General features: G+C 66.3%; 22 protein-coding genes. 8 read left to right on the top strand and 14 right to left on the bottom strand.

What is annotated here, in order from left to right; all coding sequences use genetic code 11:
- Positions 1–7: 7 nt before the first annotated feature.
- From guaA to proS, 8 genes are all read right to left on the bottom strand, one after another.
- A complete protein-coding gene (gene guaA, locus AC13CR_RS10925; RefSeq protein WP_293013911.1) occupies positions 8–1567 on the bottom strand; it encodes a glutamine-hydrolyzing GMP synthase in 1560 nt (519 codons plus the stop codon).
- 133 nt (positions 1568–1700) lie between these two features.
- Positions 1701–3044, bottom strand: a complete 1344-nt coding sequence (locus tag AC13CR_RS10920) for a branched-chain amino acid ABC transporter permease (RefSeq protein WP_292953960.1) — start codon at positions 3042–3044, stop codon at positions 1701–1703.
- A gap of 12 nt (positions 3045–3056) precedes the next feature.
- On the bottom strand, positions 3057–4064 hold the full coding sequence (locus tag AC13CR_RS10915) for a branched-chain amino acid ABC transporter permease (protein WP_292953957.1): 1008 nt from the start codon (positions 4062–4064) through the stop codon (positions 3057–3059).
- Between the two features lie 3 nt (positions 4065–4067).
- The gene (locus AC13CR_RS10910) at positions 4068–4895 is read right to left on the bottom strand and encodes an ABC transporter ATP-binding protein (RefSeq protein WP_292953954.1); all 828 of its coding nucleotides are present in this window, start codon (positions 4893–4895) and stop codon (positions 4068–4070) included.
- On the bottom strand, positions 4892–5674 hold the full coding sequence (locus AC13CR_RS10905) for an ABC transporter ATP-binding protein (RefSeq protein WP_292953951.1): 783 nt from the start codon (positions 5672–5674) through the stop codon (positions 4892–4894). The genes AC13CR_RS10910 and AC13CR_RS10905 overlap by 4 nt, the downstream gene beginning before the upstream one ends.
- Positions 5675–5912: 238 nt before the next feature.
- Positions 5913–7097 (bottom strand): ABC transporter substrate-binding protein, encoded by a 1185-nt coding sequence (locus tag AC13CR_RS10900; protein WP_292953948.1) that lies wholly within the window; start codon positions 7095–7097, stop codon positions 5913–5915.
- Between the two features lie 147 nt (positions 7098–7244).
- A complete protein-coding gene (locus tag AC13CR_RS10895) occupies positions 7245–7736 on the bottom strand; it encodes a DUF2937 family protein (RefSeq protein ID WP_292953945.1) in 492 nt (163 codons plus the stop codon).
- A complete protein-coding gene (proS, locus tag AC13CR_RS10890) occupies positions 7733–9094 on the bottom strand; it encodes a proline--tRNA ligase (RefSeq protein WP_292953942.1) in 1362 nt (453 codons plus the stop codon). Before proS ends, AC13CR_RS10895 begins: the two co-directional genes overlap by 4 nt.
- 132 nt (positions 9095–9226) lie before the next feature.
- Between proS and AC13CR_RS10885 the strand changes: the two genes are divergently transcribed.
- The 4 genes from AC13CR_RS10885 to AC13CR_RS10870 are packed head-to-tail and all read left to right on the top strand — an operon-like array spanning position 9227 to position 14938.
- Complete coding sequence (locus AC13CR_RS10885; protein WP_292953939.1) at positions 9227–10450, top strand: AI-2E family transporter; 1224 nt, start codon at positions 9227–9229, stop codon at positions 10448–10450.
- 7 nt (positions 10451–10457) lie between these two features.
- Positions 10458–11147 (top strand): P-loop NTPase family protein, encoded by a 690-nt coding sequence (locus AC13CR_RS10880; protein WP_292953936.1) that lies wholly within the window; start codon positions 10458–10460, stop codon positions 11145–11147.
- Positions 11148–11180: 33 nt separating this feature from the next.
- Positions 11181–13346 carry an RNA degradosome polyphosphate kinase gene (locus AC13CR_RS10875; protein WP_292978122.1) on the top strand — a complete coding sequence of 722 codons (2166 nt, stop codon included), beginning with the start codon at positions 11181–11183 and terminating at the stop codon, positions 13344–13346.
- 56 nt (positions 13347–13402) lie between these two features.
- On the top strand, positions 13403–14938 hold the full coding sequence (locus tag AC13CR_RS10870) for a Ppx/GppA family phosphatase (protein ID WP_292953930.1): 1536 nt from the start codon (positions 13403–13405) through the stop codon (positions 14936–14938).
- A 96-nt stretch (positions 14939–15034) separates the two neighbouring features.
- Here the strand turns inward: AC13CR_RS10870 and groL are convergent, their stop codons facing one another.
- Both groL and AC13CR_RS10860 read right to left on the bottom strand, forming a co-directional pair.
- Complete coding sequence (gene groL, locus AC13CR_RS10865) at positions 15035–16684, bottom strand: chaperonin GroEL (protein WP_292978123.1); 1650 nt, start codon at positions 16682–16684, stop codon at positions 15035–15037.
- Positions 16685–16726: 42 nt separating this feature from the next.
- Complete coding sequence (locus tag AC13CR_RS10860) at positions 16727–17014, bottom strand: co-chaperone GroES (RefSeq protein ID WP_292954863.1); 288 nt, start codon at positions 17012–17014, stop codon at positions 16727–16729.
- Between the two features lie 190 nt (positions 17015–17204).
- Here AC13CR_RS10860 and AC13CR_RS10855 point away from each other — a divergent pair, with 190 nt between their 5' ends.
- Genes AC13CR_RS10855 through AC13CR_RS10845 form a run of 3 tightly spaced genes read left to right on the top strand, consistent with a single transcriptional unit; the run spans position 17205 to position 19190 of the window.
- Positions 17205–18224, top strand: coding sequence for a TraB/GumN family protein (locus tag AC13CR_RS10855; protein WP_482900827.1), 1020 nt, complete (start codon positions 17205–17207; stop codon positions 18222–18224).
- Positions 18221–18553, top strand: coding sequence for a nuclear transport factor 2 family protein (locus tag AC13CR_RS10850; protein ID WP_292954857.1), 333 nt, complete (start codon positions 18221–18223; stop codon positions 18551–18553). The genes AC13CR_RS10855 and AC13CR_RS10850 overlap by 4 nt, the downstream gene beginning before the upstream one ends.
- A 4-nt stretch (positions 18554–18557) precedes the next feature.
- The gene (locus AC13CR_RS10845; RefSeq protein WP_292954854.1) at positions 18558–19190 is read left to right on the top strand and encodes a DUF1345 domain-containing protein; all 633 of its coding nucleotides are present in this window, start codon (positions 18558–18560) and stop codon (positions 19188–19190) included.
- Positions 19191–19198: 8 nt separating this feature from the next.
- On the opposite strand, the gene AC13CR_RS10840 is transcribed toward AC13CR_RS10845, so the two are convergent.
- On the bottom strand, positions 19199–21127 hold the full coding sequence (locus AC13CR_RS10840) for a cation:proton antiporter domain-containing protein (RefSeq protein ID WP_292954851.1): 1929 nt from the start codon (positions 21125–21127) through the stop codon (positions 19199–19201).
- Between the two features lie 5 nt (positions 21128–21132).
- Complete coding sequence (locus AC13CR_RS10835; RefSeq protein ID WP_292954848.1) at positions 21133–24105, bottom strand: hypothetical protein; 2973 nt, start codon at positions 24103–24105, stop codon at positions 21133–21135.
- Positions 24106–24299: 194 nt separating this feature from the next.
- Here AC13CR_RS10835 and AC13CR_RS10830 point away from each other — a divergent pair, with 194 nt between their 5' ends.
- The gene (locus tag AC13CR_RS10830) at positions 24300–25370 is read left to right on the top strand and encodes an SIMPL domain-containing protein (RefSeq protein WP_292954845.1); all 1071 of its coding nucleotides are present in this window, start codon (positions 24300–24302) and stop codon (positions 25368–25370) included.
- A gap of 53 nt (positions 25371–25423) precedes the next feature.
- Here the strand turns inward: AC13CR_RS10830 and AC13CR_RS10825 are convergent, their stop codons facing one another.
- Together AC13CR_RS10825 and AC13CR_RS10820 are read right to left on the bottom strand one after the other, a co-directional pair.
- Positions 25424–25879: a GNAT family N-acetyltransferase gene (locus tag AC13CR_RS10825; RefSeq protein ID WP_292954842.1), complete on the bottom strand. Its 456-nt coding sequence runs from the start codon at positions 25877–25879 to the stop codon at positions 25424–25426.
- Positions 25880–25943: 64 nt separating this feature from the next.
- Entirely contained in the window at positions 25944–26786 is an 843-nt protein-coding gene (locus AC13CR_RS10820; protein ID WP_292954839.1) for an AAA family ATPase, read from the bottom strand.
- Between the last annotated feature and the right edge of the window lie 132 nt (positions 26787–26918).

Below are 26918 nucleotides of genomic sequence, written 5' to 3'. Positions count from 1 at the left end.
CAGGCCGTCATTCCCATTCTATGGTGCCCGGCGGCTTCGAGGTGATGTCATAGGTCACACGGTTGATGCCCTTGACCTCGTTGATGATCCGCGTCGCGGTCTCGCCCAGGAAATCGTGCGGAAAGGGATAGTAGTCCGCGGTCATCCCATCGACGCTGGTCACCGCGCGCAGCGCGCAGGCAAAGTCATAGGTGCGCCCGTCACCCATCACGCCCACCGTGCGGACCGGCAAGATCGCCACGAAGGCCTGCCAGATTTCGTCATACAACCCGTGCCGGCGGATCTGGTCGATGAAAACCGCATCGGCGCGGCGCAGAATCTCCAGCTTTTCGCGGGTGATCTGGCCGGGGCAGCGGATCGCCAGGCCGGGGCCCGGAAAGGGGTGGCGGCCGATGAAGCTGTCGGGCAGGCCAAGCTCGCGGCCCAGGGCGCGGACCTCGTCCTTGAACAATTCGCGCAGCGGCTCGACCAGCTTCAGGCCCATCTTCTCGGGCAGGCCACCGACATTGTGGTGCGACTTGATGGTCACCGAAGGCCCGCCGCTGAAACTGACGCTTTCGATGACATCGGGATAAAGCGTTCCCTGGGCCAGAAATTCGGCGCCCTCGATCTTGCCCGCCTCGCGCTGGAAGACGTCGATGAACAGCTTGCCGATGGTCTTGCGCTTGACCTCGGGGTCGGAAACACCCTCCAGCGCGCCCAGGAACAGGTCCGCCTCGTCGGCGTGGATCAGCGGAATGTTGTAATGGTCGCGGAACATCGTCACGACCTCGTCGGCTTCGTTCAGACGCAACAGGCCGTGATCCACGAAGACGCAGGTCAACTGGTCGCCGATCGCCTCGTGGATCAGCACCGCCGCGACGCTGCTGTCGACGCCGCCGGAAAGGCCGCAGACAACCCGCTTGTCGCCGACCTGATCGCGGATCCTGCGGATCGCCTCGTCCTTGTAGCTGGCCATCGTCCAGTCGCCGGCAAAGCCCGACAGCCGAACGAAGTTTTCCAGCATGATCCGGCCATGCGGGGTGTGATGCACCTCGGGGTGGAACTGCACGGCATAGAAATGGCGGGCCTCGTCGGCGATCATCGCCAGCGGCGCGTGGGGCGATGTCCCGATGACCTCGAAGCCCGGCGCCAGTTCGGTGACACGGTCGCCATGGCTCATCCAGACTTCTTCGCGACCGGTGCCGAACAGATCCGCGAAGATGCCGTCCTGCTTGTGGCCCGGCGCCGGGGCGATGAACGCGCGGCCATATTCGGCGTGATGACCCGCTTCGACCTTGCCGCCAAGCTGGTCCATCATCACCTGCTGGCCATAGCAGATGCCGAAGACCGGAACGCCCAGATCGAACACCGCCTGCGGGGCGCGGGGACTGCCATCCTCGGTCACGCTGGCCGGGCCGCCCGACAGGATGATCGCCTGCGGCGGGTCGGCGCGCAGTCCGTCATCGGTCAGGGAATTGAAGGGCCGGATCTCGCAATAGACGTTCAATTCGCGCAGGCGGCGCGCGATCAGTTGCGTCACCTGGGATCCGAAATCGACGATCAGAAGGCGCTGGTGCTGGGTCATGGATGCGCTTTAAGGGCGGTTGCGCAGCCGCGCAAGAGGGGCGGCGCGTGAGCACCCTCTGTCGCAGCGCGCTCTTTGGTCGGGCCGCAAATGCGGCGCAGGTTCGGCGCGGGCACGGCCGCCGGGGGCCGATCTACCGCTCGGGCACCAGCCCGCGGGGCGCGAAGCGCAGCACCAGCAGCAGGACGAGGCCCATCGCGATGAAGCGCATCTGGGCCGAGCTGTCCAGAAGATGCGCCTTCAACCCGCCATCGGGCAGGGGCAGGACCAGCAGGCCCATCAGCGCCGGTCCCCAGACCTCGGCCTTGATCCACAGGAACCAGATCAGGACCGCGCCCAGGACCGCACCCCAATTGTTGCCCGACCCGCCGACGATCACCATGACCCAGATCAGGAAGGTATAGCGCAGCGGGTTATAGCCGACCGGCGCCATCAGCCCGTCCTGCGTGATCATCATCGCCCCCGCGATCCCGATCACGGCCGAGCCCAGCACGAAGACCTGCAAATGCCGCGCGGTGACATCCTTGCCCATCGCCTCGGCCGCGGTCTCGTTGTCGCGGATGGCGCGCATCATCCGCCCCCAGGGCGATTTCAGCGCCAGTTCGGCCAGCAGGATCACCACCAGCAGCACCACAAGAAACAGCGAGAGATAGCTGATCTTGACCCAGATGCCGGATGCCTCGGCCGCGCTCATCGACAGGCGGTTGGCAAAGCTTTGGAAGGCCGGGTTCTGTTGCAGGTCGATCTCGTAGGCGACGGGTCGCGGGATCGAGGTGACGTTCTTGACGCCACGGGCCAGCCAGTCCTCGTTCTTCAGCACCGCCACGATGATCTCGCCGATCCCCAGCGTCGCGATCGCCAGATAATCCGAGCGGAGCCCAAGCGCGACCTTGCCCACCGCCCAGGCGGCGGCGGCGGCAAAGACCCCGCCCACCGCCCATGACAGCAGGACGGGCAGGCCCAGGCCGCCGATATTCCCGTGGCGGGCGGGGTTGTTGGCCTCGATCGCGATGACGGCCGGGTCGAAGATGGCGCGATAGGCGATGAAGCCCGCAATCAGGATCGCAAGCAGCACCAAGCCGCGCAGCCGCCCCCGGGCCATGCGCTTCCAGGCCTGCGCCGCCAGCGCCAGCGTGCCAATGCCCAGGGCAAGCCCCAGCAGGATGCGCGGGCCGCCCGCCTGCCATGCGCCGTCCACCGGGGCGGTCGCGACCAGGACCGGCGCCAGCCCGCCAAGCGCCAGAAAGCCCACGACGCCCACGTTGAACAGGCCCGCATAGCCCCATTGCATGTTCACCCCAAGCGCGGTGATGGCCGAGATCAGGCCCATGTTCAGAATGCCGAGCGCAGTGTTCCAGCTGCCCGAAAACATCGCGTTGCGCACCGTGCCCTCCAGCACGAACAGCACCGCAAGCGCCAGAAACAGCAGCGGCGCGCGCCAGCGGCTGGAGGTGTTGGCCTGACGAGTGTTGGACATGGCGACCCCCTTCTAGACCGACCTGCCGCGGAACAGGCCGGTCGGCTTGAACAGCAGCACCACGATCAGAATGACGAAACTGACGGCGAACTTGTATTCGGTGCCCAGAAGCTGCAGCAACCCGCCCGGCTGCCAGTCCGGGAACAGATAGCCCACCACTTTCAGCCATGGATAGGTGATCGCGACCTCGGAAAAGGCCACGACGAAACCGCCGGCGATGGCGCCCAGCGGACTGCCCAGGCCGCCGACGATGGCGGCGGCGAAGATCGGCAGAAGGATCTGGAAATAGTTGAAGGGCTTGAACGCCTTGTCCAGGCCGTACAGCACGCCGGCGATGGTCGCCAGGCCGGCGGCGATGATCCAGGTCATGCGCACGACCTTGTCCGGGTCGATGCCCGACAGCAGCGCCAGATCCTCGTTGTCGGAATAGGCGCGCATCGCCTTGCCCGACCGGGTGCGATTGAGGAACCAGAACAGCGCCCAGACCACGATCACCGCGACCACGACGGTCAGCGCCTGCGTCGATTTCAGGGCCAGGCCCTCTTGCAGGCCGGTCATCGCCTTGAAGTCGCGCACATTGATGACAAAGCGGGCGCCGTCCGCGAAACGCTGTTCATCGACTCCGATCAGCAACCGGGTCAGCCCGTTCATCAGGAACATCACGCCGACCGAGGCCATGACCAGGATGATCGGCGCCGCTCTCTGGACGCGGTAGAATCGATAGACCGCCCGATCCGTCACCAGCGCCAACGCGGCCGTCGCCGCAATCCCAACCGGCAGGGCCAGCAGCGCCGTGGGCAGCGGCCCCAGCGAGACGCCAAGCGCCTGCAGGCCCCAGGTGACGAGGATGGTGACGGCGGTGCCGAACGCCATCGTGTCGCCATGGGCGAAGTTCGAAAAGCGCAGGATGCCATAGATCAGCGTCACCCCGAGCGCCCCAAGCGCCAGTTGCGCGCCATAGGCCGCGGCGGGAATGAACACGAAGTTCAGGAACACGACAAGGGCGTTCGCAATGTCCATGTCTCAGCCCCCCAGGAAGGTGCGGCGCACCTCGTCATTGGCCATCAGTTCCTTGCCGGAACCGGTATGCGCATTGGCGCCCTGGACCAGCACATAGGCCTTGTCGGCGATCGCCATGGCCTGTTTGGCGTTCTGTTCCACCATCAGGATCGGCAGGCCGCCGCGCGCGATGGCAATGATGCGGTCGAACAATTCGTCCATCACGATCGGGCTGACACCGGCCGTCGGTTCGTCCAGCATCAGCAGGCTGGGTCGGGTCATCAGGGCGCGGCCCACGGCAAGCTGCTGGCGCTGGCCGCCCGACAATTCGCCCGCCGCCTGCCGGCGCTTGTCCTTCAGGATCGGGAACAGATCATAGACCTGCGCCATCGTATCCGCGATATCGTCGTCGCGGATGAATGCGCCCATTTCAAGGTTTTCTTCGCAGGACATTGATGGGAATGTGTTATTGACCTGCGGAACAAAGCCCATTCCGGCCCTGACGCGATCCTGCGGGTTCAACGCGGTGATGTCGCGGCCGTCCAGACGGATACTGCCTTCGCGCAGATCCAGCATCCCGAAGATCGCCTTCATCGCGGTGGATTTGCCGGCGCCGTTCGGACCCACGATGACCGCGATCTCGCCCTTTTCGACGGCGATGGTGCAATCGTGCAGGATGTCGGGGCCGCGCCCGTAGCCGCCGGACATGCCTTCGCCGATCAGGAACGGATCGTCCCTGCGGCCCGGCCCGGCCGCCCCGGATTTGCGGCTGCCCTCGAAGGTTCCCGCGGGGCGGGGATTGACCACCGAGGCGTCGCGGTTGCCGCGATTGCCGAAAGCCTGATCGCTCATGCGCCCACCATGTCCTTGTTCTTCAGCCCGGTGCCCAGATAGGCCTCGATCACCTCTTCATTGCTCATGATATCCTTCGCGCTGCCCCGCGCCAGCACGTGACCCTGCGCCATCACGATGACCGGATCGCACAGCTTGCCGATGAAATCCATGTCATGTTCGATCACGCAGAAGGTATAGCCGCGCTCGCGGTTCAGGCGGATGATGGCATCGGCGATGGTGCCCAGCAGGGTGCGGTTGACGCCCGCGCCGACCTCGTCGAGGAACACGACCTTGGCATCGACCATCATCGTGCGGCCCAGTTCCAGCAGCTTTTTCTGCCCGCCCGACAGGTTGCCCGCCTTTTCATGGCTCAGGTGACGGATGGTCAGGAAATCCAGAACCTCATCGGCGCGCTTTCGCAAGGCCGCCTCTTCGCGGTCGATCCGGCCGCGCTGGAACCAGGTCTTCCAGATCGTCTCGCCGCTCTGACCGCCGGGAACCATCATCAGGTTCTCGCGGACGGTCATCGAGGCGAATTCGTGGGCCAGTTGAAAGGTGCGCAGCAAACCCTTGTGAAACAATTCATGCGGGGGCAGGCCGGTGATGTCCTCTCCATCCATGAAGACGCGGCCCGAGGTGGGGGCAAGATCGCCCGCGATGACATTGAACAGCGTCGATTTTCCCGCGCCATTGGGGCCGATCAGTCCGGTGATCGAGCCGGTGTCGATGGTCAGGCTGGCGCCGTCGACGGCGCGGAAGCCGCCGAAATGTCTGTGCAGGTCTTCGACCCGGATCATGGTTCCGTTCCCATCCTCGTCTTGTCCGGTGAATCATGACCGCCCCGGGCCGTGGCTGTCACGAAAAAGCTGCGCCCTGGCCGCCTCGTCCCGTTCCGGCTCCACCAAGATCGGAATTCGCCCCGAGACGCGGCAGCACCGGGGGGCGTGCGGTTTCGATCCTGGGCCTTTTCCATCCCCGGCCCTGAAAAATGGCCCGGCACCGCGCGGGTGCCGGGCCGGAGCAACGGGTTGCGGTTCAGCGATAGCCGACGACTTCCATCTTGCCACCGTCAAAGGTGACTTCACGATAGATGCCGGCGGATTCGCCTGCGCCGACCAGTTCGACCGAGGTCGCGCCGACATAATCGATGTCGCCCCCGCCATTCAGGATCTCCAGCGCCTTGGCCAGTTCGCCGGGCAGGATCTTTTCACCCGGCGCATTGGCCACATCCATGATCTTGCCCTTGTATTCGGCCGGATCGCTGGATTTCGCGGCCGCCATCGCCAGCAGCATCAGCGATGCGGCGTCATAGGCCTCGGCCGAGAAGGCGCCGGTGCCGTCGAAGCCCGCTTCCTTGGCCATCGCGACATATTTGTCGCGGCCCTCGCCTTCGGCGGCGGGGTTCTGCCCGAAGCTGCCGTCGATCTCGGACTTGAAATTATCGACAAGCTGCTGGCCGACCATGCCGTCGGGGAAGACGAAGGTGTCAAAGGCGCCGGTATCCAGCGCCGCGCGCACGATGCCCGAGCCGCCCTGATCGACATAGCCCGCCACGACCAGCGCGTCGCCGCCCGCGGCGGCCAGCGCCGCGACCTCGGCCGAATAATCGGCCTTGCCGTCGTCATGGGCGCTGTTCACGGTGACGGTGCCGCCCTTCTTCTCGAACGCGGCCTGGAAACTGTCGGCCAGCCCCTTGCCGTAATCGTTGTTGGTATAGGTCACGGCGACGTTCTTGATGCCGCGGTCCAGGATGATGTCGGACATCACCTCGCCCTGACGCGCATCCGACGGCGATGTGCGGAAGAACAGATCGTTGTCTTCGATCGTTGACAGCGCGGGCGAGGTGGCCGAGGGCGAGATCATGACGATGCCGTTCGGCTTGGCCACGTTTTCCAGCGAGGCGATGGTCTCGCCCGAACACATGCCGCCGACGATGCCCTTGACCTTTTCGGCGGTGATCAGGCGCTCGACGGTCGCGGTCGCGGCGGCCGCGTCGGCGCAGGTCGAATCGCCCTCGACCGGGGTCACGGTCGATCCGTCCAGCAGCAGGCCGGAATCGCTGATTTCCTTCATCGCCAGTTCGGCGCCGTCGCGCATCGCGGGCGCCATCGATTCCAGCGGGCCGGTGAAGCCCAGCGAAATCCCCATCTTGATCTCCTCGGCGCCGGCGGCACCGGCGATCAGTACGCCGGCGGCACTGGCCAGAAGCAGCTTCTTCATTGACTTTTCTCCCAGTTGGAACGTTGTCCTGCGCGTCAGGTTAGAAGCCCGCTGCCCAAAAGAAAAGCACGATGTCGCAACGTCACGCCTGCCTGTTCGGGCAGGCTTGGGGCGTCGCGGTCAGGTGCGGCGGCGCGCTTGCGGCGATCAGCGCCAGCCCAGCCGTTCCCGGCCCCCGCCCAGCAACAGGCGCGGCAGAGAGGCCAGCAGCCAGCCCAGAAGAAATCCGATGCCCGCGGCAATCAATCCCGCGCGGGTCACGGGAAACGCGGGCCGGAAATCGCCCCAGGTGGCCTTCAGCGTCTCGCTGTCGCGCAGGCGATGGGGCAGGGCCATGCGTTCCAGCGGACCGGCCAGCCGCAGCATCTGCAAATCGGCGCGCGCACGGTCCAGCCGCCGGAAGGTGCGGCGCATGTCGGCCTGATGGGCGTCGCGGAAGGTGCTGCCCGACAGGTCGGCCAGCGCCTCGACCCGTGTCAGCCCGGCGCGTTCGGCACTGGCGTCGAATTCGGCGGCGACACGCGCCAGGGCATCGACCCGACCGCCAAGGCGCTGGACATACTGATCCGAAAAGGCCGGGAACTGCGACAGCGCGGCGGCAAATGCCACCGCCACGACCAGCCGCAGCAGCCCGATCACGGCGCCGGGGCCGGCATCGCGAGGATCGGGCGATAGACCCCGGTCACCCGCGCGATGGCGTCCTTGGGCGACATTTCCTCGCTGTCGCCGGTCTTGCGGCAGGTCAGTTCGACCCGGTTGTTCGACAAACCGCGCGGACCGACGGTGATCCGCCAGGGCAGGCCGATCAGGTCCATGGCCGCGAATTTCGCCCCCGCCCGTTCGTTCCGATCGTCATAGAGCGGGTCCAGCCCGCGCGCCTGCAATTCGGCATAGATCGCCTCGCAGGCGCTGTCGGTCGAGGAATCGCCCTGCTTCAGATTGACAAGGCCCACATGGAAGGGCGTCACGCCTTCGGGCCAGATGATGCCCTTGTCGTCGTGGCTGGCCTCGATGATCGCGCCCAGCAGGCGGCTGACGCCGATGCCGTGGCTGCCCATGTGGACCGGAACCCTGGCGCCGTCGGGGCCGACGACGGTGGCGCCCATCGGTTCGGAATACTTGGTGCCGAAATAGAAGATCTGGCCGACCTCGATGCCGCGGGCCTGGCGGCGGCGTTCCTGCGGGATCTGATCGAACAGTGCCGGGTCGTGGGTTTCGTCGGTGCGGGCATAGCGGCTGGTGAATTCGTCCATCACCGCCTGGCATTCCTCGTGGCTGTCGTAGTCGATCTGCCGGTCTCCGAAGGTCAGGTCGGTGATTGCACTGTCATAGAAGACCTCGGATTCGCCGGTCTCGGCGAGGACCAGGAATTCATGCGTGTCGTCGCCGCCGATCGGACCGCTGTCGGCGCGCATCGGGATCGCCCGCAGCCCCATCCGTTCGTAGGTGCGCAGATAGCTGACCAGGTGCCGGTTATAGGCGTGCAGCGCGTCTTCCCTGGTCAGGTCGAAATTATAGCCGTCCTTCATCAGGAATTCCCGGCCCCGCATGACCCCGAAACGTGGCCGGATCTCGTCGCGGAATTTCCACTGCACGTGATACAGGGTCAGCGGCAGATCCTTGTAGCTGTTCACGCCCGACCGGAAGATGTCGGTGATCATCTCCTCATTGGTGGGCCCGTAGAGCAGATCGCGCTTGTGGCGATCACGGATGCGCAGCATTTCTTCGCCGTAATCGTCATAGCGGCCGCTCTCGCGCCACAGATCGGCGGGCTGCAACGTCGGCATCAGCAGCGGAACATGGCCCGCGCGCTGCTGTTCCTCGTGCACGATCTGTTCGATCCGGCGCAGCACCTTGTAGCCCATCGGAAGCCAGGAATAGATGCCCGCCGCCTGCTGCTTGATCATGCCCGCACGCAACATCAGCCGATGGCTGACGATCTGGGCCTCTTTGGGATCCTCTTTCAGGAGGGGCAGGAAATAGCGCGACAGACGCATGGGCGGAATCCTTCACCTGGCTCGGCCGCAGCGTTAGCGGATCGGCCGCCGGTTGCCAAGAACCGGCCGTCTCGCGGCAGGCGAAGCCTTGCAACCGCGGCTTGAGACAGCCACATTCGCGACAATGTGAACATGACGAGGCCGGCAATGCACATGCCCGTTCAGCGGCAACTGATCTGGTGGGGCGTCGCGGCGCTGGCCCTGCTGATCGCCATGTGGCTGCTGGGTCAGGCCGTGCTGCCCTTCATCCTCGGGGCGGGCATCGCCTATCTTCTGGATCCGCTGGCCGACCGGCTGGAGCGGGCCGGCCTGTCGCGGACCATGGCGGTTGCGGTGATCACCCTGGCGGCGATCCTGCTGTTCGTTGCCGTGAGCCTGCTGATCGTGCCGATCCTCGTGCGGCAGGCGGTCGCGCTGATCGACACCGCGCCCGAGATGTTCGATCAGGCCCGCGCTTTCGTCACCGCCCGGTTTCCGCAACTGATGCCCGAAGACGGCACCGTCGCCTCGGCGATCAGCGATCTGGGCAAGGCGATGGGCGACCAATGGAGCCGGATCGCCCAGACCATCATGAGCTCGCTCGGCGGTGTGATCAGCACCGTGGCGCTGCTGGTCATCGTCCCGGTCGTGGCCTTCTATCTGCTGCTGGACTGGGACCGCATGGTATCCGAGATCGACCGGCTGCTGCCGCGCGAACACGCCCCGGTCCTGCGTCGGCTCGCATCCGAGATCGACCTCGCGCTGTCGGGATTCGTGCGCGGGCAGGGGTTGGTGATCCTGATTCTGGGAACCTGGTATTCCATCGCGCTGATGCTGGTCGGGCTGCCCTTCGGCTTCTTCATCGGGATCATGGCGGCGGCCTTGTCCTTCATCCCCTATGTCGGGGTTCTGATCGGCGGCATCACGGCGATCGGCGTCGCCCTGTTCAGCTTCTGGGGCGATCCGCTATGGGTTGGCGCGGTGATCGCGATCTTTGCGCTTGGACAGGTGGTCGAGGGCAACTACCTGCAACCCAAGATCGTCGGCGGCCATGTCGGGCTGCATCCGGTCTGGCTGCTGCTGGCGCTGTCGGTCTTCGGCGCGCTGTTCGGCTTTGTCGGCCTGGTCATGGCGGTTCCGATGGCGGCGGCGCTTGGGGTTCTGGCCCGCTTCCTGACCGAGCGTTACCGCGAAAGCGCACTTTATACCGGCCAGACCGTGCCGGCCGAACCGGACACGCCGACGCTGGTCGAGATCGTGCCGCGCGGCACCGTCGCGAAGGCGCTGGTCGAGGCGCGGTTGCAGGCCGACCGCAGCCTTGCCGCCGCGCAGATCGAGACGATGCAGGAAGACCTGCGACGCGACCGCGAGGCGTGAGGCCAGGATGTCGCGGCAACTGACGCTGGATCTGACCACCCCGCCGGCCCATGCGCGCGCCGACTTCCTGCCTGCTTCGGCCAATCAGGCGGCCCTGGCGATGCTGGATTCGCCACAGGCATGGCCGCAGGGACGGATGTTGCTGATCGGCCCGGAAGGGGCGGGCAAGACCCACCTCGCCGCCTTCTGGGCGGCCGAGAACGGCGCGCGCCGGCTGTCGGCCGCCAGCCTGCGGCCGGACGCGGCCGATGCACTGGCCGCTGACGGCGGCGCGCTGGTCGTCGAGGATGCCGATCATGCGGGCTTTGCGGCCGGCGCCGAACAGGCGCTGTTCCATCTGTGGAATCTTTGCGGGCCACGCGATTGCCTGCTGCTGATGACCGCGCGCCGGGCGCCGCGCGACTGGGGGCTGGTGCTGCCCGATCTGCGTTCGCGCATGGACGCGATGCCGCAGGTCCGACTGGGCCCGCCGGACGAGACGCTGCTGGCCGCCGTGCTTGTCAAGCTGTTCGCGGACCGGCAACTGGCGGTTCCGGCCGGGCTGATCGACTGGCTGGTTCTGCGCATGGACCGCGATCTGGGGCTTGCCCGGCGCCTTGTCGCGGCGATCGACCGCGCCGCGATGGCCGCGCAGGGCCCGGTGACACGCCGGATGGCGGCCGAGGCGCTGGACATCCTGACGCCTGCCGAGGCATGATCGGCGCCGTTTCCCAGCATTGTTGCAGACGCGATGACCCAGGCCGATTTTCTCCGCCATCCCTTTCCCGAACCGCAGGACCTGCCCGGAGGCCCGCCGCAGGGGGCGGCGCGGTTCTTCAACCGTGAAATCAGCTGGCTGTCCTTCAACTGGCGGGTTCTGGACGAGGCGCGCAATGCCCGCGTTCCGCTGCTGGAACGGCTGCGCTTCGTCTCGATCAGCGCGACCAATCTGGATGAATTCTACACCGTCCGCGTGGCGGGGCTGCGCGAACTGGTGCGCGAGGGAAACACCACGCCCTCCGACGACGGACGCACCGCCGCCGAGCAACTCGCGCTGATCAACACCGACGCCCGCCGCCTGATGAGCGCGCAGCAAGGCGTCTGGAACCGCCTGCGCCGCGAGATGGAAGAGGCCGGCATCGTCATCCTGTCGCGCAGCAACATCACCCGCAGCGAAGAGGAGTTCCTGCACCGCTATTTCGAGACCAGGGTCTTTCCGGTCCTGTCGCCGCTGGCCATCGACCCGGCCCATCCGTTTCCCTTCATCCCCAATACCGGCTTCTCGCTGGCGCTGGAACTGGCCCGGCAGACGGATGGACGTCAGATGCAGGCCCTGCTGCCGATCCCGGCCCAGCTTCCTCGCTTCGTTCCGCTGCCGGGGGGCGGGCGATTCCTGCGGCTCGAGGAATTGCTGCTGATGCATCTCGGCAGTCTCTTTCCCGGCTATCGCGATATCGGCCATTGCGCCTTCCGGGTCTTGCGCGACAGCGATCTGGAGGTCGAGGAAGAGGCCGAGGATCTGGTCCGTGAATTCGAGACCGCGCTGAAACGCCGCCGCCGCGGCAGCGTGATCCGGCTGAAGATCACCCATGGCGCGCCCGACCGGCTGCGGCGGCTGATCATGGAGGAACTGGAAGTCGGCCCCGACGAGGTGATCGAGGTCGAGGGCCTTCTGGGGATGGCCGATCTGCGCGAACTGGTGCTGGATGATCGTCGCGACCTGTTATGGCCCGGCTTCACCCCTCGTGTGCCGGAACGGGTGCAGGATCACCACGGCGACATGTTCGCCGCGATCCGGCAAAAGGACATGCTGCTGCAGCATCCCTACGAGACCTTCGACATGGTGGTGCGTTTCCTGCAGCAGGCGGCGCGCGACCCTGACGTGCTGGCGATCAAGCAGACCCTGTATCGCACCAGCCGTGACAGTCCGATCGTCGATGCGCTTTGCGAGGCCGCCGAGGCGGGCAAGTCGGTGACCGCGCTGGTCGAATTGAAGGCCCGCTTCGACGAGGCCGCCAATATCCGCCAGTCGCGGCGCCTGGAGCGGGCCGGCGCCCATGTCGTCTACGGCTTCGTGAACTACAAGACCCACGCCAAGATCAGCGCCATCGTCCGGCGCGAGGGCGAAAGCCTGGTCACCTATACCCATTACGGGACCGGCAACTACCACCCGATCACGGCGCGAATCTATACCGATCTGTCGCTGTTCACCTGCGATCCGGCCCTGGGCCGGGATGCGACGCGGGTCTTCAACTATCTCTCGGGCTATGTTCAGCCGGCGGGGCTGGAAAACCTTGCCATCTCGCCCATCGGGCTGAAAGACCGGCTGCTGGAACTGATCGCGCGCGAGGCCGAGATGGCCCGGGCCGGACGACCCGCCGCGATCTGGTGCAAGGCCAATTCGCTGATCGAAAAGGACATGATCGAATCGCTCTACGCGGCCAGCGCGGCGGGGGTCAAGATCAGCCTCGTCGTACGCGGAATTTGCGGAATAAGGCCAGGTATCAGTGGCTTGTCTGAAAATATTCGCGTGAAATCCATTGTCGGCCGCTATCTGGAACATTCCCGCATCATCTGTTTCGGCAACGGCTTTGGCCTGCCGTCGAAAAAGGCGCGGGTGTTCATCAGTTCGGCCGACCTGATGGACCGCAACCTGAACCGGCGCGTCGAAACGCTGGTCGAATGCGTCAACGAGACGGTCAAGGCGCAGATCGTCAGCCAGGTCATGGCCGCCAACATGGCCGACGAGGCGCAAAGCTGGCTGCTGCAACCCGACGGGCGTTTCGTGCGCTATCTGCCCGATGGGCGCGATGATCTGTTCAACTGCCACCGATTCTTCATGGAAAACCCCTCGCTTTCAGGACGCGGCACGGCGGGTGCGCGCGACGTTCCGGCGCTGACCCATTCGCCGGATTGACCGGGACGCCATCACGGGCCATTAACGGGGCCAATGCGCAAGCAGGGGGCCTGGGAATGAACGGCGTGCGGACCAATACCGGCCGGCAGATCGAGCCTTTCGGCAAGATGTTCGACACACTTCCCAAACGGGCGTTGAAACGGGTCGGCGTGGTCGATGTCGGTTCGAACTCGATCCGTCTGGTGGTGTTTGACGGTGCCGCGCGTTCGCCCGCCTATTTCTACAATGAAAAGGTCATGGCCGGTCTGGGGGCCGAGATGGCCTCGACCGGGCGCCTGAACCCGGCGGGCGTCGAGCGTGGCTTTGCCGCGCTCAGCCGGTTTGCCGCGCTGGCCAAGGGCATGGATATCGAGCCGCTGACCTGCGTCGCCACCGCCGCCGTGCGCGAGGCCGAGGACGGGCCCGACTTTCAGGCGCGAATCGAACGCGAGACCGGCATCAGGATGTGGGTCATCGACGGCGAGGAAGAAGCCCGTCTGTCCGCGCAGGGCGTGCTGCTGGGCTGGCCCGGCGCGAACGGGCTGGTCTGCGACATCGGCGGCAATTCCATGGAGCTGGCAGAACTGAAGGATGGCAAGGTCGGACGGCGGGCGACCTCGCAACTGGGGCCGTTCCGGCTGCAACAGATCAAGGGCGGCAAGGACGGGCTGAAAGCCCACATCCGTTCGATCATGGCCGATCTGGCGCAACGGATGGGCACGGATCACCAGCGGATCTATCTGGTCGGCGGATCCTGGCGGGCCATTGCGCGGCTGGACATGGAACGTTCCGATTATCCGATGACGGTGCTGCACGAATATCGCATGACGCCGCAGGCGGTCGCGGACACGCTGGACTGGATCGGGGCGAACGATTTGAACGAATTGCGCGGCCGGGTCGGGATCTCGTCTTCGCGAATGGAACTGGTGCCGCTGGCCTCGCAGGTGCTGTCGGAACTGGTCGAGACCTTCGGCCCCGCCGATCTGGCGATCAGCAGCTACGGCATCCGCGAGGGGCTGCTCTACGAGCATATGTCCGACACGCTGCGCAAGCGTGATCCGCTGATCGAGGCGGCCCGCTTCACCGAACGCCAGATGGCGCGGATGCCGGGCTTCGGCAAGAAGCTGTATCAGTTCCTGCTGCCGATCTTCGGCCGGGTGCCGGCCGATCGCGAGCGCCTGATCCGCGCGGCCTGCCTGCTGCACGACACGACCTGGCGCGCCCATCCCGACTACCGCGCCGAGGCCTGTTTCGACAACGTGACCCGTGCGAACATGGCCGCGCTGAGCCATCCCGAGCGCGTGTTTCTGGGTCTGGCCCTGCTGCATCGCTACAAGAACAGCCGGTCGAAATCGCCGATGCTGCCGCTGTTTGCCCTGCTGAGCGAGGCGGAAATCCGCGACGCCGAAATCCTGGGCAAGGCGATGCGATTCGGCGCGATGTTCTCGATCGACGATCCTTCCGACGCCGGCAGCTTGAAGCTTGCCGCCAGGAAATCGGTGCTGGAACTGACGCTGACCCGGACCGGGCGGCAATTGATGGGCGAGGTCGCCCATTCCCGTTTCAAATCGCTGTGCAATGCCATGGCGGTGGAGCCTCTGGTCAAGGATTGAGACGGCGCCGTTTCGCGGCCCGGGGCTGCAGCACCGCAATGAAAAAGGGCGTCCCGAAGGACGCCCTTTCCGTTCTGCCAAGGGCAGGGGGGATGATTACATCATGCCGCCCATGCCACCCATGCCGCCCATGTCGGGCATTCCGCCACCGCCCTGGCCTTTCGGTTCGGGCTTTTCGGCGATCATGGCTTCGGTGGTGATCAGCAGACCCGCGACCGAGGAAGCGTCTTCCAGTGCGGTGCGCACGACCTTGGCCGGATCGATCACGCCGAACTTGAACATGTCGCCATATTCCTCGGTCTGCGCGTTGAAGCCAAAGGCCTTGTCGCTGGATTCGCGCACCTTGCCCGCCACGACAGCGCCGTCGACGCCGGCGTTTTCCGCGATCTGCCGCATCGGTGCCTCAAGCGCACGGCGCACGATGCCGATGCCGGCTTCCTGATCCGAGTTCTCGCCCTTCAGGCCTTCCAGCGCCTTGCCACCCTGAACCAGGGCCACACCGCCGCCGACGACGACACCTTCCTGAACGGCCGCGCGGGTCGCGTTCAGCGCGTCATCGACACGGTCCTTGCGCTCTTTCACTTCGACTTCGCTCATGCCGCCGACGCGGATCACGGCAACACCGCCGGCCAGCTTGGCCACGCGTTCCTGCAGTTTTTCCTTGTCGTAATCCGAAGTGGTTTCCTCGATCTGCTGGCGGATCTGGCTGACGCGGGCCTCGATCTCGGACTTTTCACCGGCGCCATCGACGATGGTGGTGTTGTCCTTGTTGATCGTGATCTTTTTGGCCGTGCCCAGCATGTCGATGGTCACGTTTTCCAGCTTCATGCCCAGATCTTCGCTGATCACCTGGCCGCCGGTCAGGATCGCGAGATCCTGCAGCATGGCCTTGCGCCGGTCGCCGAAGCCCGGCGCCTTGACGGCAGCGATCTTCAGGCCGCCGCGCAGCTTGTTGACGACCAGCGTGGCCAGAGCCTCGCCTTCGACGTCTTCGGCCACGATCAGCAGCGGTTTCTGCGACTGGATCACCGATTCCAGCAGCGGAACCATGGGCTGCAACGAGGAAAGCTTCTTCTCGTGCAGCAGGATGTAGCAATCTTCCAGTTCGGCGACCATCTTGTCGGGGTTGGTCACGAAATAGGGCGACAGATAGCCACGGTCGAACTGCATCCCTTCGACGACTTCGACCTCGGTCTCCATGCCCTTGTTTTCTTCGACGGTGATGACACCCTCGTTGCCGACCTTCTGCATCGCGTCGGCGATCTGGCGGCCGATCGACGCTTCGCCGTTGGCCGAGATGGTGCCGACCTGCGCGACTTCGTCGCTGTCGTTGACCGGACGCGAGGCGGCCTTGATGGCTTCGACGACCTTGGTGGTGGCCAGGTCGATGCCGCGCTTCAGGTCCATCGGGTTCATGCCGGCGGCAACCGCCTTCATGCCTTCCTTGACGATGGCCTGGGCCAGAACGGTGGCGGTGGTGGTGCCGTCGCCGGCCTCGTCATTGGTGCGGGCCGCGACTTCGCGGACCATCTGCGCGCCCATGTTCTCGAACTTGTCGGTCAGTTCGATTTCCTTGGCGACGGTGACGCCGTCCTTGGTGATCCGGGGTGCACCGAAGGACTTGTCGATGACGACGTTGCGACCCTTGGGGCCCAGCGTGACCTTCACGGCGTCGGCCAGAATGTTGACGCCTTTCAGCATCCGGTCACGGGCATCCGTGCTAAACTTGACTTCTTTACCAGCCATTTGTTTCTCCTGAATTTATCGTTGAAGGAAGCGGGACGGATCTCAGGCGATGATGCCCAGGATGTCGCTTTCCTTCATGATCAGCAGCTCTTCGCCGTCGATGGTGACTTCGGTGCCCGACCATTTGCCGAACAGGATGCGATCACCCGCCTTGACCGACGGTGCGATCAGCTCGCCCGAATCCTTGCGCGCGCCCTCGCCGACCGAGATGATCTCGCCCTCGGCGGGCTTTTCCTTGGCGCTGTCCGGAATGATCAGGCCGCCCTTGGTCTTTTCGTCGGATTCGACGCGGCGGACCAGAACCCGGTCATGCAGCGGTTTGAATGCCATTGGAACACTCCGTGTTTCAGGTTGCAGTGCTGTTGGCACTCACTCTCTATGAGTGCCAATGGCGGTGATCTAGGCTTGGTCACGGCCGGTGTCAACGCCGCAAGCGGACAAAAATCGCGCTTCGGCTGGTCGCTGCCGGGCGGATATGTCAGCCTGTGCGGAACGGATTGCCAGACAAGAAAGGGCAGGCATGAATCGGGTCTTGTTGGCTGGCGTGCTGATGCTGTGGTCGGGGGGGGCTGCGGCCACGGCGGAATGTGTCGGCACCGACCTGATCGCCGCCCTGCCGCAGGATCAGCACGAACAGCTTGACCGCGCGGTTGCCGATGCGCCTTTCAACCGGGGCATTCTGTGGCAGGCCCGCAAGGACACCATGGTCATGACGCTGGTCGGCACCTTCCATTTCGCCGATCCGCGTCACGATTCGACGATGCGGCGGCTGTCCGGGCCCATGCAGGACGCCGCCGCGCTGTATGTCGAGGCGGGACCGAAGGAAAAGGCGCGGCTGAAGCAGGCCCTGGCCGAGGATCCGACGCTGATGGTGAACCCCGACGGCGCGACCCTGCCCGAGCGTCTGTCCGGGGCGGAATGGTCGCTGCTGTCGGATGCGATGGCCCTGCGCGGAACGCCTGCGATCGTGACCGCGAAGCTGCGGCCGTGGTACGTGGCGATGATGCTGGGAATCAGTCCCTGCATGATGCGGCAGATGGCCGGGAATGGCGCCGAGGGCGGCGGCCTGGATGATAGGCTGATCCAGAGCGCACAGGCCGTTGACCTGCCCGTTCGCGCATTGGAGCCCTGGAACACCATCTTCGCCCTGTTCCGGGATCTGAGCCCCGCGCAGGAACTGGACATGATCCGCGCCTCGCTGCCGATGGCGGCCCATGCCGACGATTATGCCGTGACGCTGGCCAACGCCTATTTCCGGGGCGATGTCTGGGCGATCTGGGAATTCAGCCGACAGGACGCCTATCGCGAATCCGGTCTGGACCGGCAGTCTGTCGATGAACAGATGACGCTGGCCAGGACGCAGTTGATGGATCGGCGCAACCAAAGCTGGATCGCGCCACTGACCCGGGGCGCGGCCGAGGCCGCGAAATCCGGCAAGGGCATCATCGCGGGATTCGGCGCGCTGCATCTTCCGGGTGATCAGGGCGTGCTGCGGCTTCTGGAACGGGATGGATGGACGATCGAAAGGCTGGATGGATGAACCGGGATTTTTGGGCGACCGAGCAGATTTTCTGGACCGGCAGCGCCGCCGAGGCGATCCGCAGGCTGGACGAGGCGGCGGTGATGGTCTTCGCCCCGACGGGCATCCTTCAGGGTCGCGCCATCGCCAGCAGATTGGGCGGCGCCCCGCGATGGGACAGCATCGTCATGGACCAGCGCCATGTCACCGAAAGCGATGATGTGACGATCCTCGCCTATCGCGCCACGGCGATGCGCGAGGGCATCACCTACAGGGCGTTCTGTTCCAGCACCTGGATCCGGCGCGACGACGGCTGGCGGCTGATCGCGCACCAGCAGACGCCCCTGTGATCCGATGCGCGGCGTCTGGCGCAGGCATTCGCGGTTTCTGGTCGCGCTGGCGGTTGGTGCGCTGGCCGTGCTTGTCGCGCCGCGCGGCATCATCGACCGGGTGCTGCTGGGCGGGGATCTGTTCTTTGCCGTCTATCTGGCGGCCTCGGGCCTGCACGCCCGTCACCTCACGGCGGGTGATCTGCGCCGGCATGGCCGCGAGGACGACGAGGGCGCCGGTCTGATCGTCGCACTGGCGGTCGCCGCCATCGCGCTGTCGCTCTCCGCCGTGATCGGCGCGCTTGGGACCGCCAAGGGTCAGGACAGCGCGCTGCAGCCGCTGCTGGCGGTCCTGTCCGTGCCGCTGGGATGGGCCACGCTGCACATGGTCATGGCATTCCACTATGCCTCGCGCTATTACGCCCGGCAGGGCAGCGGCAAGGCGGCCGGGGGGCTGGATTTCCCCGACACCCATGATCCGGGCGTGTGGGATTTCGTCTATTTCAGCTTTACGCTTGGCATGACGGCGCAGACCTCGGACGTCGCGATCCGGGACACGAGGCTGCGGCGTATCGCGACGCTGCATTCGGCGCTGTCCTTCTTCTTCAATACCGTGATCCTGGCGCTGGCGGTGAACCTTGCCGTATCCTTGGGTTGAAACCGCAATCAGAACCGTCCGCCAGGCCGCGGGCCAGGGCCGGCGGGACCAAGTCCGTGTTCGGGATCGGCTTCGTCCGCTCCGGCCGGGTAGGGGTCGGATTTCTCGGCAAAGCGTTCCAGAAGCGCCGCTTCCAGCGTGCGGTTCAGTTCGCGGCTGCGGGTGATGTAGGCTTCGTTCTGGTCCAGTGGCAGGCCCGGCTTCCAGATCTCGGCCAGTTCCCGCAGCGATGCGCGGTCCAGCCGGTAGAAGATCTTTTCCAGTTCGGACGCCTCGTATTCCGACAGGCCGGCGTTTTCCAGCACATAGCGGCCGGCGCGCAGCGAGCTGTCGAAGGTTTCGCGCACGATGTCGTTCGCACCGGCAGAATGAAGTTGATAGACGTTCACCCGGTCGCGGGCGCGGGCGATGATATGCAGGTCGGGGCGCCGTTCGCGGGCATAGCGGATCAGCTTCAGATTGGCCTCGGGATCGTCCAGCGCAGCGACCAGGATGCGGGCCTTGTCCAGTCCGGCAGCGGTCAGGATCTCGGGGCGCGAGGGATCGCCGAAATAGCCCTTGAACCCGAATTGCCGCATCAACTGGATCAGTTTCAGATCGTGGTCCAGGACCGTGGTTCGGAAACCCGACATGCTGACCAGACGGTTGACCACCTGACCGAACCGGCCGATGCCCGCGATGATGATCGGCTGCTGTTCGTCGATGGCGTCGGGCTGTTCCTCGGCGCGGGCATCGCCGATGCGGCGCGTCGCCTGATCATAGAGGATGAACAGCAGCGGCGTCGCCAGCATGCTGAGCGCGATGACCAGCAACATCGCCTTGGCAAGATCGGCGGGAAGGATCAGCAGCACGACGGCGTAGGAGACAAGGACAAAGCCGAACTCGCCAGCCTGCGCCAGCGACAGCGTGAACAGCGTGCGCGCCCGTCCGTCCATCCGGTGGGACCGGGCAATGACCCAGAGGATCGCGGCCTTCACGGCGATCAGCGCGGCCGCGGCGGTCAGGATCGGCAAAGGGCGATCGGCCAGCATCGCAAAATCCATGCCCGCGCCGACGGTGATGAAGAAAAGCCCCAGCAGAAGACCCTTGAACGGTTCGATCTGGGCTTCCAGCTCATGACGGAATTCGGACCGCGCCAGCATCACCCCGGCCAGAAAGGTGCCCAGTGCCGGCGGCAGCCCGACAAGGATCATCAGCGAGGCGATGCCAACCACGATCAGCAGCGCCATGGCGGTCTCCATCTCGCGCAGGCGCGAGGCGATGACAAAGCGGAAGACCGGGCGGATCAGATATTGGCCCAGCACGATCACCGCCAGCACGGCGCCGATGGTCACCAGCGCCGTGCCCCAACCGGGCAGCCCCGCCATCATGGACTGGCCCAGATGCTCGCCCTCCTGGGCCCCGACCTCTGCGGCGGGCTGTCCGAAGGGCGCCAGCAGCGGCATCAGCGCGATCATCGGGATCACCGCAATATCCTGCGCCAGCAGGACCGAGAAGATGGATCGCCCGCCGGCCGTCTGCATCAGCCCCTTTTCGGTCAGGGTCTGCAGCACGATCGCGGTCGAACTGACCGACAGGATCATGCCCAGAACGATCGCCTGCGGCCAGGCCGCGCCGAAGGCCGCAGCGATCAGCGCGAAAATGGCCAGCGTGATCAGGACCTGCGCCGCGCCCAGCCCGATCAGCCGACTTCGCATGTCCCACAGGCTGCGCGGCTCCAGTTCCAGCCCGATCAGGAACAGCATCATCACGACGCCGAATTCCGCGAAATTCTGAAGATCCGACATCCGGCCGCCGGTCAGGTTCAGCACCGGCCCGATCAGGATGCCGCAGATCAGATAGCCCAGGACCGAGCCCAGCCCCAGCCGCGCCGAAATGGGCACGGCCACCACCATGCTGATCAGATAGACCGTGGCCAGCAGCAGAAAGCCTTCCATCCCCGCTATTGGCCGTTCAGCACCGCAAGCTGCTGCGCGCGTCCGCCCTTCACGAAGGTGATCCGGCTGTTGCCGATTTCGGTGATGGTGCCGCCGTTGATCCTGTCGCCCAGACGCAGGGTCAGAACGCGACCGTTCGACAGGCGGATCAGGGCCCGGCTGGCCTTGCCCGCGCCGATCGTGCCGATGATCTGGGTGCGGTTGACCTGAATGCCCTCCTTGACGGTTGCCGTCGCCGCCGCGGTGGTGGTGATCCGGCCATCGGGCAGGGCGCCGCGGACCTCGGGTTCGTTCTCGGCCTCGGGCGGGGTGTATGATCGCTGGCGGCGCGTGGCGGCCAGACGCTCGGCCTCGACCTGGGCGCGGGCGCGGGCCTCGGCCTGGGCGCGGGCCTGCGCCTCGGCGCGGGCATCGGCGGCGGCCTGGGCCCGCGCCCGCGCCTCTGCCTGGGCCTGCAATTCGGCGTCTTGGCGCCGCTGTTCTGCCAGCGCGGCTTCGCGGGCGCGTTCTTCCTGCTGGGCTTCGGCGGCGGCGCGCAGGTCGTCGGCCGTGGGCGCCGCCGGCGCGGCGGCGGTTTCGCTTGCGCCCCCGTTGCGGCGCGGCGGAAGCGCGGATGAAGAAAGCGCCGTCAAAGCGACGGCGCCCGGCATGGCTGAACTGTTCGAGACGGCGCTGGCGATGGCATCGTCGATGGCGGCCCGCGTCAGGCTGGCATTGCCTGGTCCACCGCCGCCGGCGTCACCTTTGGCAATGTTTCTTTCGCCGGGCCGGGCGGGCGGTCTGACGGACCGGGCGAGGCGGGCAAGGCGGTCATCGCGGCGGGCGCCGACATCCGCGCCGGATCGCGATTCGGGCCTGGCCGAGCTTTCGATGGCGGCGGTCAGCGCGTTCTCGACCGCGCTCTGCGCGGCGGCGCCGACCGAGACCGGCTTGCGCTGCGGACGGGCCTGGGCCAGCACGATCAGCGCGCCGCGCTCGGCCGCATCAAGGCCGGTAGGACCGACCTCTGCCTTGCGCAGATCGCGCAGCAATTGCAGCGCCGACTGGCGTTCGGCCCGGGTCAGCTGCTTGGGCTGACCATCCTCGGCCGCGCTGCCTTCCTCGATCGAACCCAGATTGTCGGGGCGCGAGGGAGGACGGCGCGACGAGCCGGCCGGCCTGGTGGCCGGAACCTCGGGCGGGGTGGTCGCCGCCGATGCGGGCGCCGGTGTCGCCGCGGGGCGCGCTGTCGCGGGGGTTGCGCGCGGCGTGCCGGCGGCGGGCCGCTCTGGCGGGCGGATACCGGCGACGCGCGGCGGTTCGGGCTGGCTGCGCTGTGCGAAGGGTTGCGGATCGCGCGGCACGCTGGGAACACCATCCGGGCGGGCGGGCTGCGTTGCCCGCGCCGGCGCGGCGCGCGGCGGACGGGCGGAACTGGCCAGATTGTGAGCCGCGGCCGGTGCGTCGGGGGCGGCCGCCGCCTCGGGGCCGGGCTGCCTTTCCGCCGTTGGGGCCGCGGTGGGCCGGTCCGCCGTTGTCGTCGCAGCCGTGGCAGTTTCGGGCGTGGCTGTGCCGGTGGGGGCGTTTTCCAGCGCAGCGCTGGCCATCGTCGCGGCGCTGACCGGGCTGGACCCGGCCCCGGCGGGTTGTTGTGAAACCGGCTGCCGCGAGGCAGCTTCCGCGACGGATTGTTGCTGTGTCATCGCCTCGCGCAACGCGCGGGTCAGCGCGCCATCGGCTTGTGAATCGGGCTGGGCCGGGGCTTTGTCCGGGACACCGGCCGCCGCTGCCGGATCGGCCGAGGCGATCGTGTCCAGAACCGGCGGTTCGGCTGGTTCGGACGGCGTCGTTGCCGCAGCGGTAACCGCGGGCGTCGCGGGTTCCGGCGCCGTGGCCGCGGGTTCGGCGGGGCTGGCAATCCCTGTCTTGTCGCCGCGGCCGCCGAAAAGGACAAGAACCAGCACCAGCATCCCGACCAGCGCGGCCATCAGCACAGAAAGACGACCCGGGTTGAACTGACGCAGGCGCATCAGCAACGCGGACGCGGCCGGGGCGGCGGGTTCGCTTTCGCGGCGGGCGCGGGCGTCGCCGGCGCGGGCATGGATCGCCTCGGCGCGGGGGGACAGACGCGGTTTCGGGCCTCCGACAGGCAAGGGCGTGGCGATCGGCTTGCGCTCGCCATGCCGGATCACCGGCGCTGCGGAGGGATCCGTATCCGGCACGGCGGCCATGTCCGCGCGCCCGGCCCGCGCATCGCCCGCGCTTTTCGTGGATGATTGTTCCAAGTCATTGGACGGGGCACCTTCGGCCGATGCGGCAGCAGGCTGAACCGGCGCCGCGTCTGGCAGCCGTCCCGCAGGCGCAACGGGCGCCACATGCGGCACGATGCGCGAGATCGCGGCCGGGGCCCGCAGGCCGTCATCGGTGATGACCGGGGCGGTGATGCGCGCCCGGCTGAGATCGGGCTGGCTGAACGGCGGTCTTTCTGTTTGCTGCCGCGCCAGCTTGCTCAGCCCGAAATCGGGCAGGCCGTCAAAGCGTTCATCGCCTGGCCGCGAGAGATAGCCGGAGGGGCGGAATCCCTGCGCGCGGGCGAATTCCTCGGCCTCGTCCAGCGTGCGGCGGGCGACGGCGGCCACCCGCAGCGTCTCGATGTCTCCATTGGCAGCGGGGCACCAGTCGAAGGCCAGATCCTCGGCCCGGTAGGGGGTCATCGATTCGAGGATCCGCCCGATCACGGTCGGCGTGTCGGATCCGACCGGCACCGTCACCGAGGTATAGAGAACCTGATCGTCGGGAATCACCAGAACGACGTCGGCGGCATCGTCGCCGCTGCCGCCTGCCTCGTCGCGCAGCGCGTTCAATGTCGCGGCCATGCCGCCGCCCGCGAACAGCGCCTGTCCCACGGGCTGCCAGTCATGGCCCTCGCGACGTTCCAGACAAACCGCGTCCTGGGTAAAGCTCATGGCGAATTCGGGTCCGGCGGCGCGCTGGTTCATGATGGTCTGTCGCTCGATGTTATGTCGTCGCGGGTCTTTTGCCGCGATCTGTTGGCAATGTCGCGAATCTACTGCAATTTGTGGGGTGAGAAAAGCAAATCTGGCGTATCTGTGATCAGCGCCCGCGGAAACATCCGGGGCCGGCGCGGCGTTGCCTGCGCAGTCTTCGGCAACGGGAAAGAGAGAACGGCGAAATGACAGGACTTTCATGGAAGCGCGGCCCTGCGGCGCTGGCCGCCGGGGCGGCGCTGGCCGCCATGATTTCGGGGCCGGCCCTGTCCGCTCCGCAAGCGGGCAAGGCGGGGCACGATGCGCGCCCGATGTGCGGTGGCCAGATGTCGCGGCTTTCGGTCAGCGGCACGGGCGAGGCGCGGATCGCGCCCGACATGGCGACGATCCAGCTGGGGGTCACCACCCGCGCCGACAGCGCCGCCGATGCGATGCGCAGCAATGCGACCCAGCAGAGCGCGGTGATCGAGGCGCTGAAAGCCGCCGACATCGCTGAAAGGAACATCCAGACCTCGGGGCTGAGCCTCAATCCGGTGATGGATTACAGCCGAGACCGCGCGCCCACGGTGACGGGCTACGAGGCCAGCAACATGGTTTCCGTCCGGGTCGGCGACATCGCGCGTCTGGGCGAGGTGCTGGATGCCATTGTCGGCGCCGGGGCGAACCAGATCAGCGGTATCGAATTCACCCGCGAAGACGGTGCCGATGCCGAGGATCAGGCCCGCCGCGAGGCGGTCAGGGACGCCCGCCACAAGGCCGAGGTCCTGGCCGAGGCGGCCGGCCTGGAACTGGGGCCGGTGCTGATCCTGCGCGACAGCGTCGCCCCGTCGGGCCCACCGCGCCCGATGATGCGGGCCGCCGCCGCCGAGGCCGATATCCCGGTTCAGGCCGGCGAGGTTTCCATGTCCGCCCAGGTCGAGATGGAATTCGCGCTGAGGGGACCAGAGGCCGATTGCGGCGGCATGAAAGGCGGCGGCAAGGGCAAGGGTGACAGGGCCGGCAGGGATCGGGGCTTGCCCGAAGGCCATCCCCAGGTCGCACCGGGCGATCGGGTCACGAGCCCGCCGGATCCGGCCGATGGCGCCGCGCCGGCCGATGGCGCTGCGCCTTCGCAATCCGGGTCGCCCGCGGCGGGCGACATGCCTGCGCCGATGGGCACCGATACCGGCGCGCCCGCCCCGGACGAACCCATTGCCCCAATGGGCGGGGACAGGCTGCCGGACGACGCGGATGAAAGCCCGACCCCGGCGAACTGACCCATGGACCCGCGCCGCCGGCAAAGGCCCGGCGCGCGGACCTGCGGGCTTTGCTAGGTGGATGGCCGGCTGTATTTGATGAAGGGCGTTCGCGTGCCGACACGATCATAAAGCGTGCGGCCCGCGTAATTGAACTCTTGCGTCATCCAGTAGACGCCGGGCACGCCGGCCTGATCGGCCGCATCATAGACGGCATTGATCAGCGCCCGGCCCACACCGCGCCCGCGCGCCGCCGGATCGGTGAACAGATCCTGCAAATAGCAGACTCCTTCCCGTTGCCACAGATGCGGATGGAAGACGTAGTGGACCAGCCCCAGCAGCGTCCCGTCCGTCTGCGCCACCAGGCCGCGAAAATCCCGGTCGTCGCCCGATAGCAGGCGCCCGAAAGCGATGTCGAAGAAGGATTGCGGCAGATCCGGCCGCTGGTAGAAGGCGTGATAGCCGGCGTAGAGTTGTTGCCACGCCGTCTTGTCCCCTGCCATCAGCGGCCGGACGTCGATCGAGGTCATTGCCATTTCTCCCTGCTGCCATTCTTCCCGCAAATCGCCGCGCGCGGCAACGATTCGCGGATGCTCAGCGTCCCTGGCGCCGCGCCATGAAGGCCAGCTTTTCAAACAGCGCCACGTCCTGTTCGTTTTTCAGCAGCGCGCCGTGCAACCGAGGCAGTATCTCGCCCGGCTCGCGCTTCAGATCCGCGGGCGTCAGATCCTCGGCCAGGATCAGCTTCAGCCAGTCCAGCAATTCGCTGGTCGACGGTTTCTTCTTCAGCCCCGGCGCTTCGCGCAACTCGAAGAACTGGTTCAGCGCCTCTCGCAGCAGCGCCGGCTTCAGGCCGGGATGATGCACCGCGACGATGGCTTCCAGCGTCGCCGCATCGGGAAAGCGGATATAGTGAAAGAAGCAGCGCCGCAGAAAGGCGTCGGGAAGCTCTTTCTCGTTGTTCGAGGTGATCACGACAACGGGCCGGTGCCGGGCGCGGATGGTCTGACCGGTCTCGTAAACGTGAAACTCCATCCGGTCCAGTTCCTGCAACAGGTCGTTCGGAAATTCGATATCGGCCTTGTCGATCTCGTCGATCAGCAGGACGGTGCGGCGTTCGGCCTCGAATGCCTGCCACAGCTTGCCCCTGCGGATGTAGTTTCCCACCTCGTGGACGCGGGCATCGCCAAGCTGGCTGTCGCGCAGCCGGCTGACCGCATCGTATTCGTAAAGCCCTTGCTGCGCCTTCGTCGTTGATTTCACATGCCATTCGATGATCGGCATGCCCAGGCTGGCGGCCACCTGCCGGGCAAGTTCGGTCTTGCCCGTTCCCGGTTCGCCCTTGACCAGCAGCGGACGTTCCAGCGTCACGGCGGCGTTGACCGCGATGGCCAGATCGGGCGGGGCGACATAACGATCCGTGCCGGTGAACTGCATGGGAAGTCTCCTTTCGCGTGAACCGCTTGGGCGAAACGGGTGCAATCTGCAACCATGACGCGAGACGGGCACGATCAGGGCAGTTTCACCTAGTGACAAGGTGCCCATCATACTTTATGGGGGCGCGCAAGG

Source organism: Paracoccus sp. L-17 (genome assembly GCF_056857655.1).
This window is presented reverse-complemented; position numbering and strand designations above follow the sequence as displayed.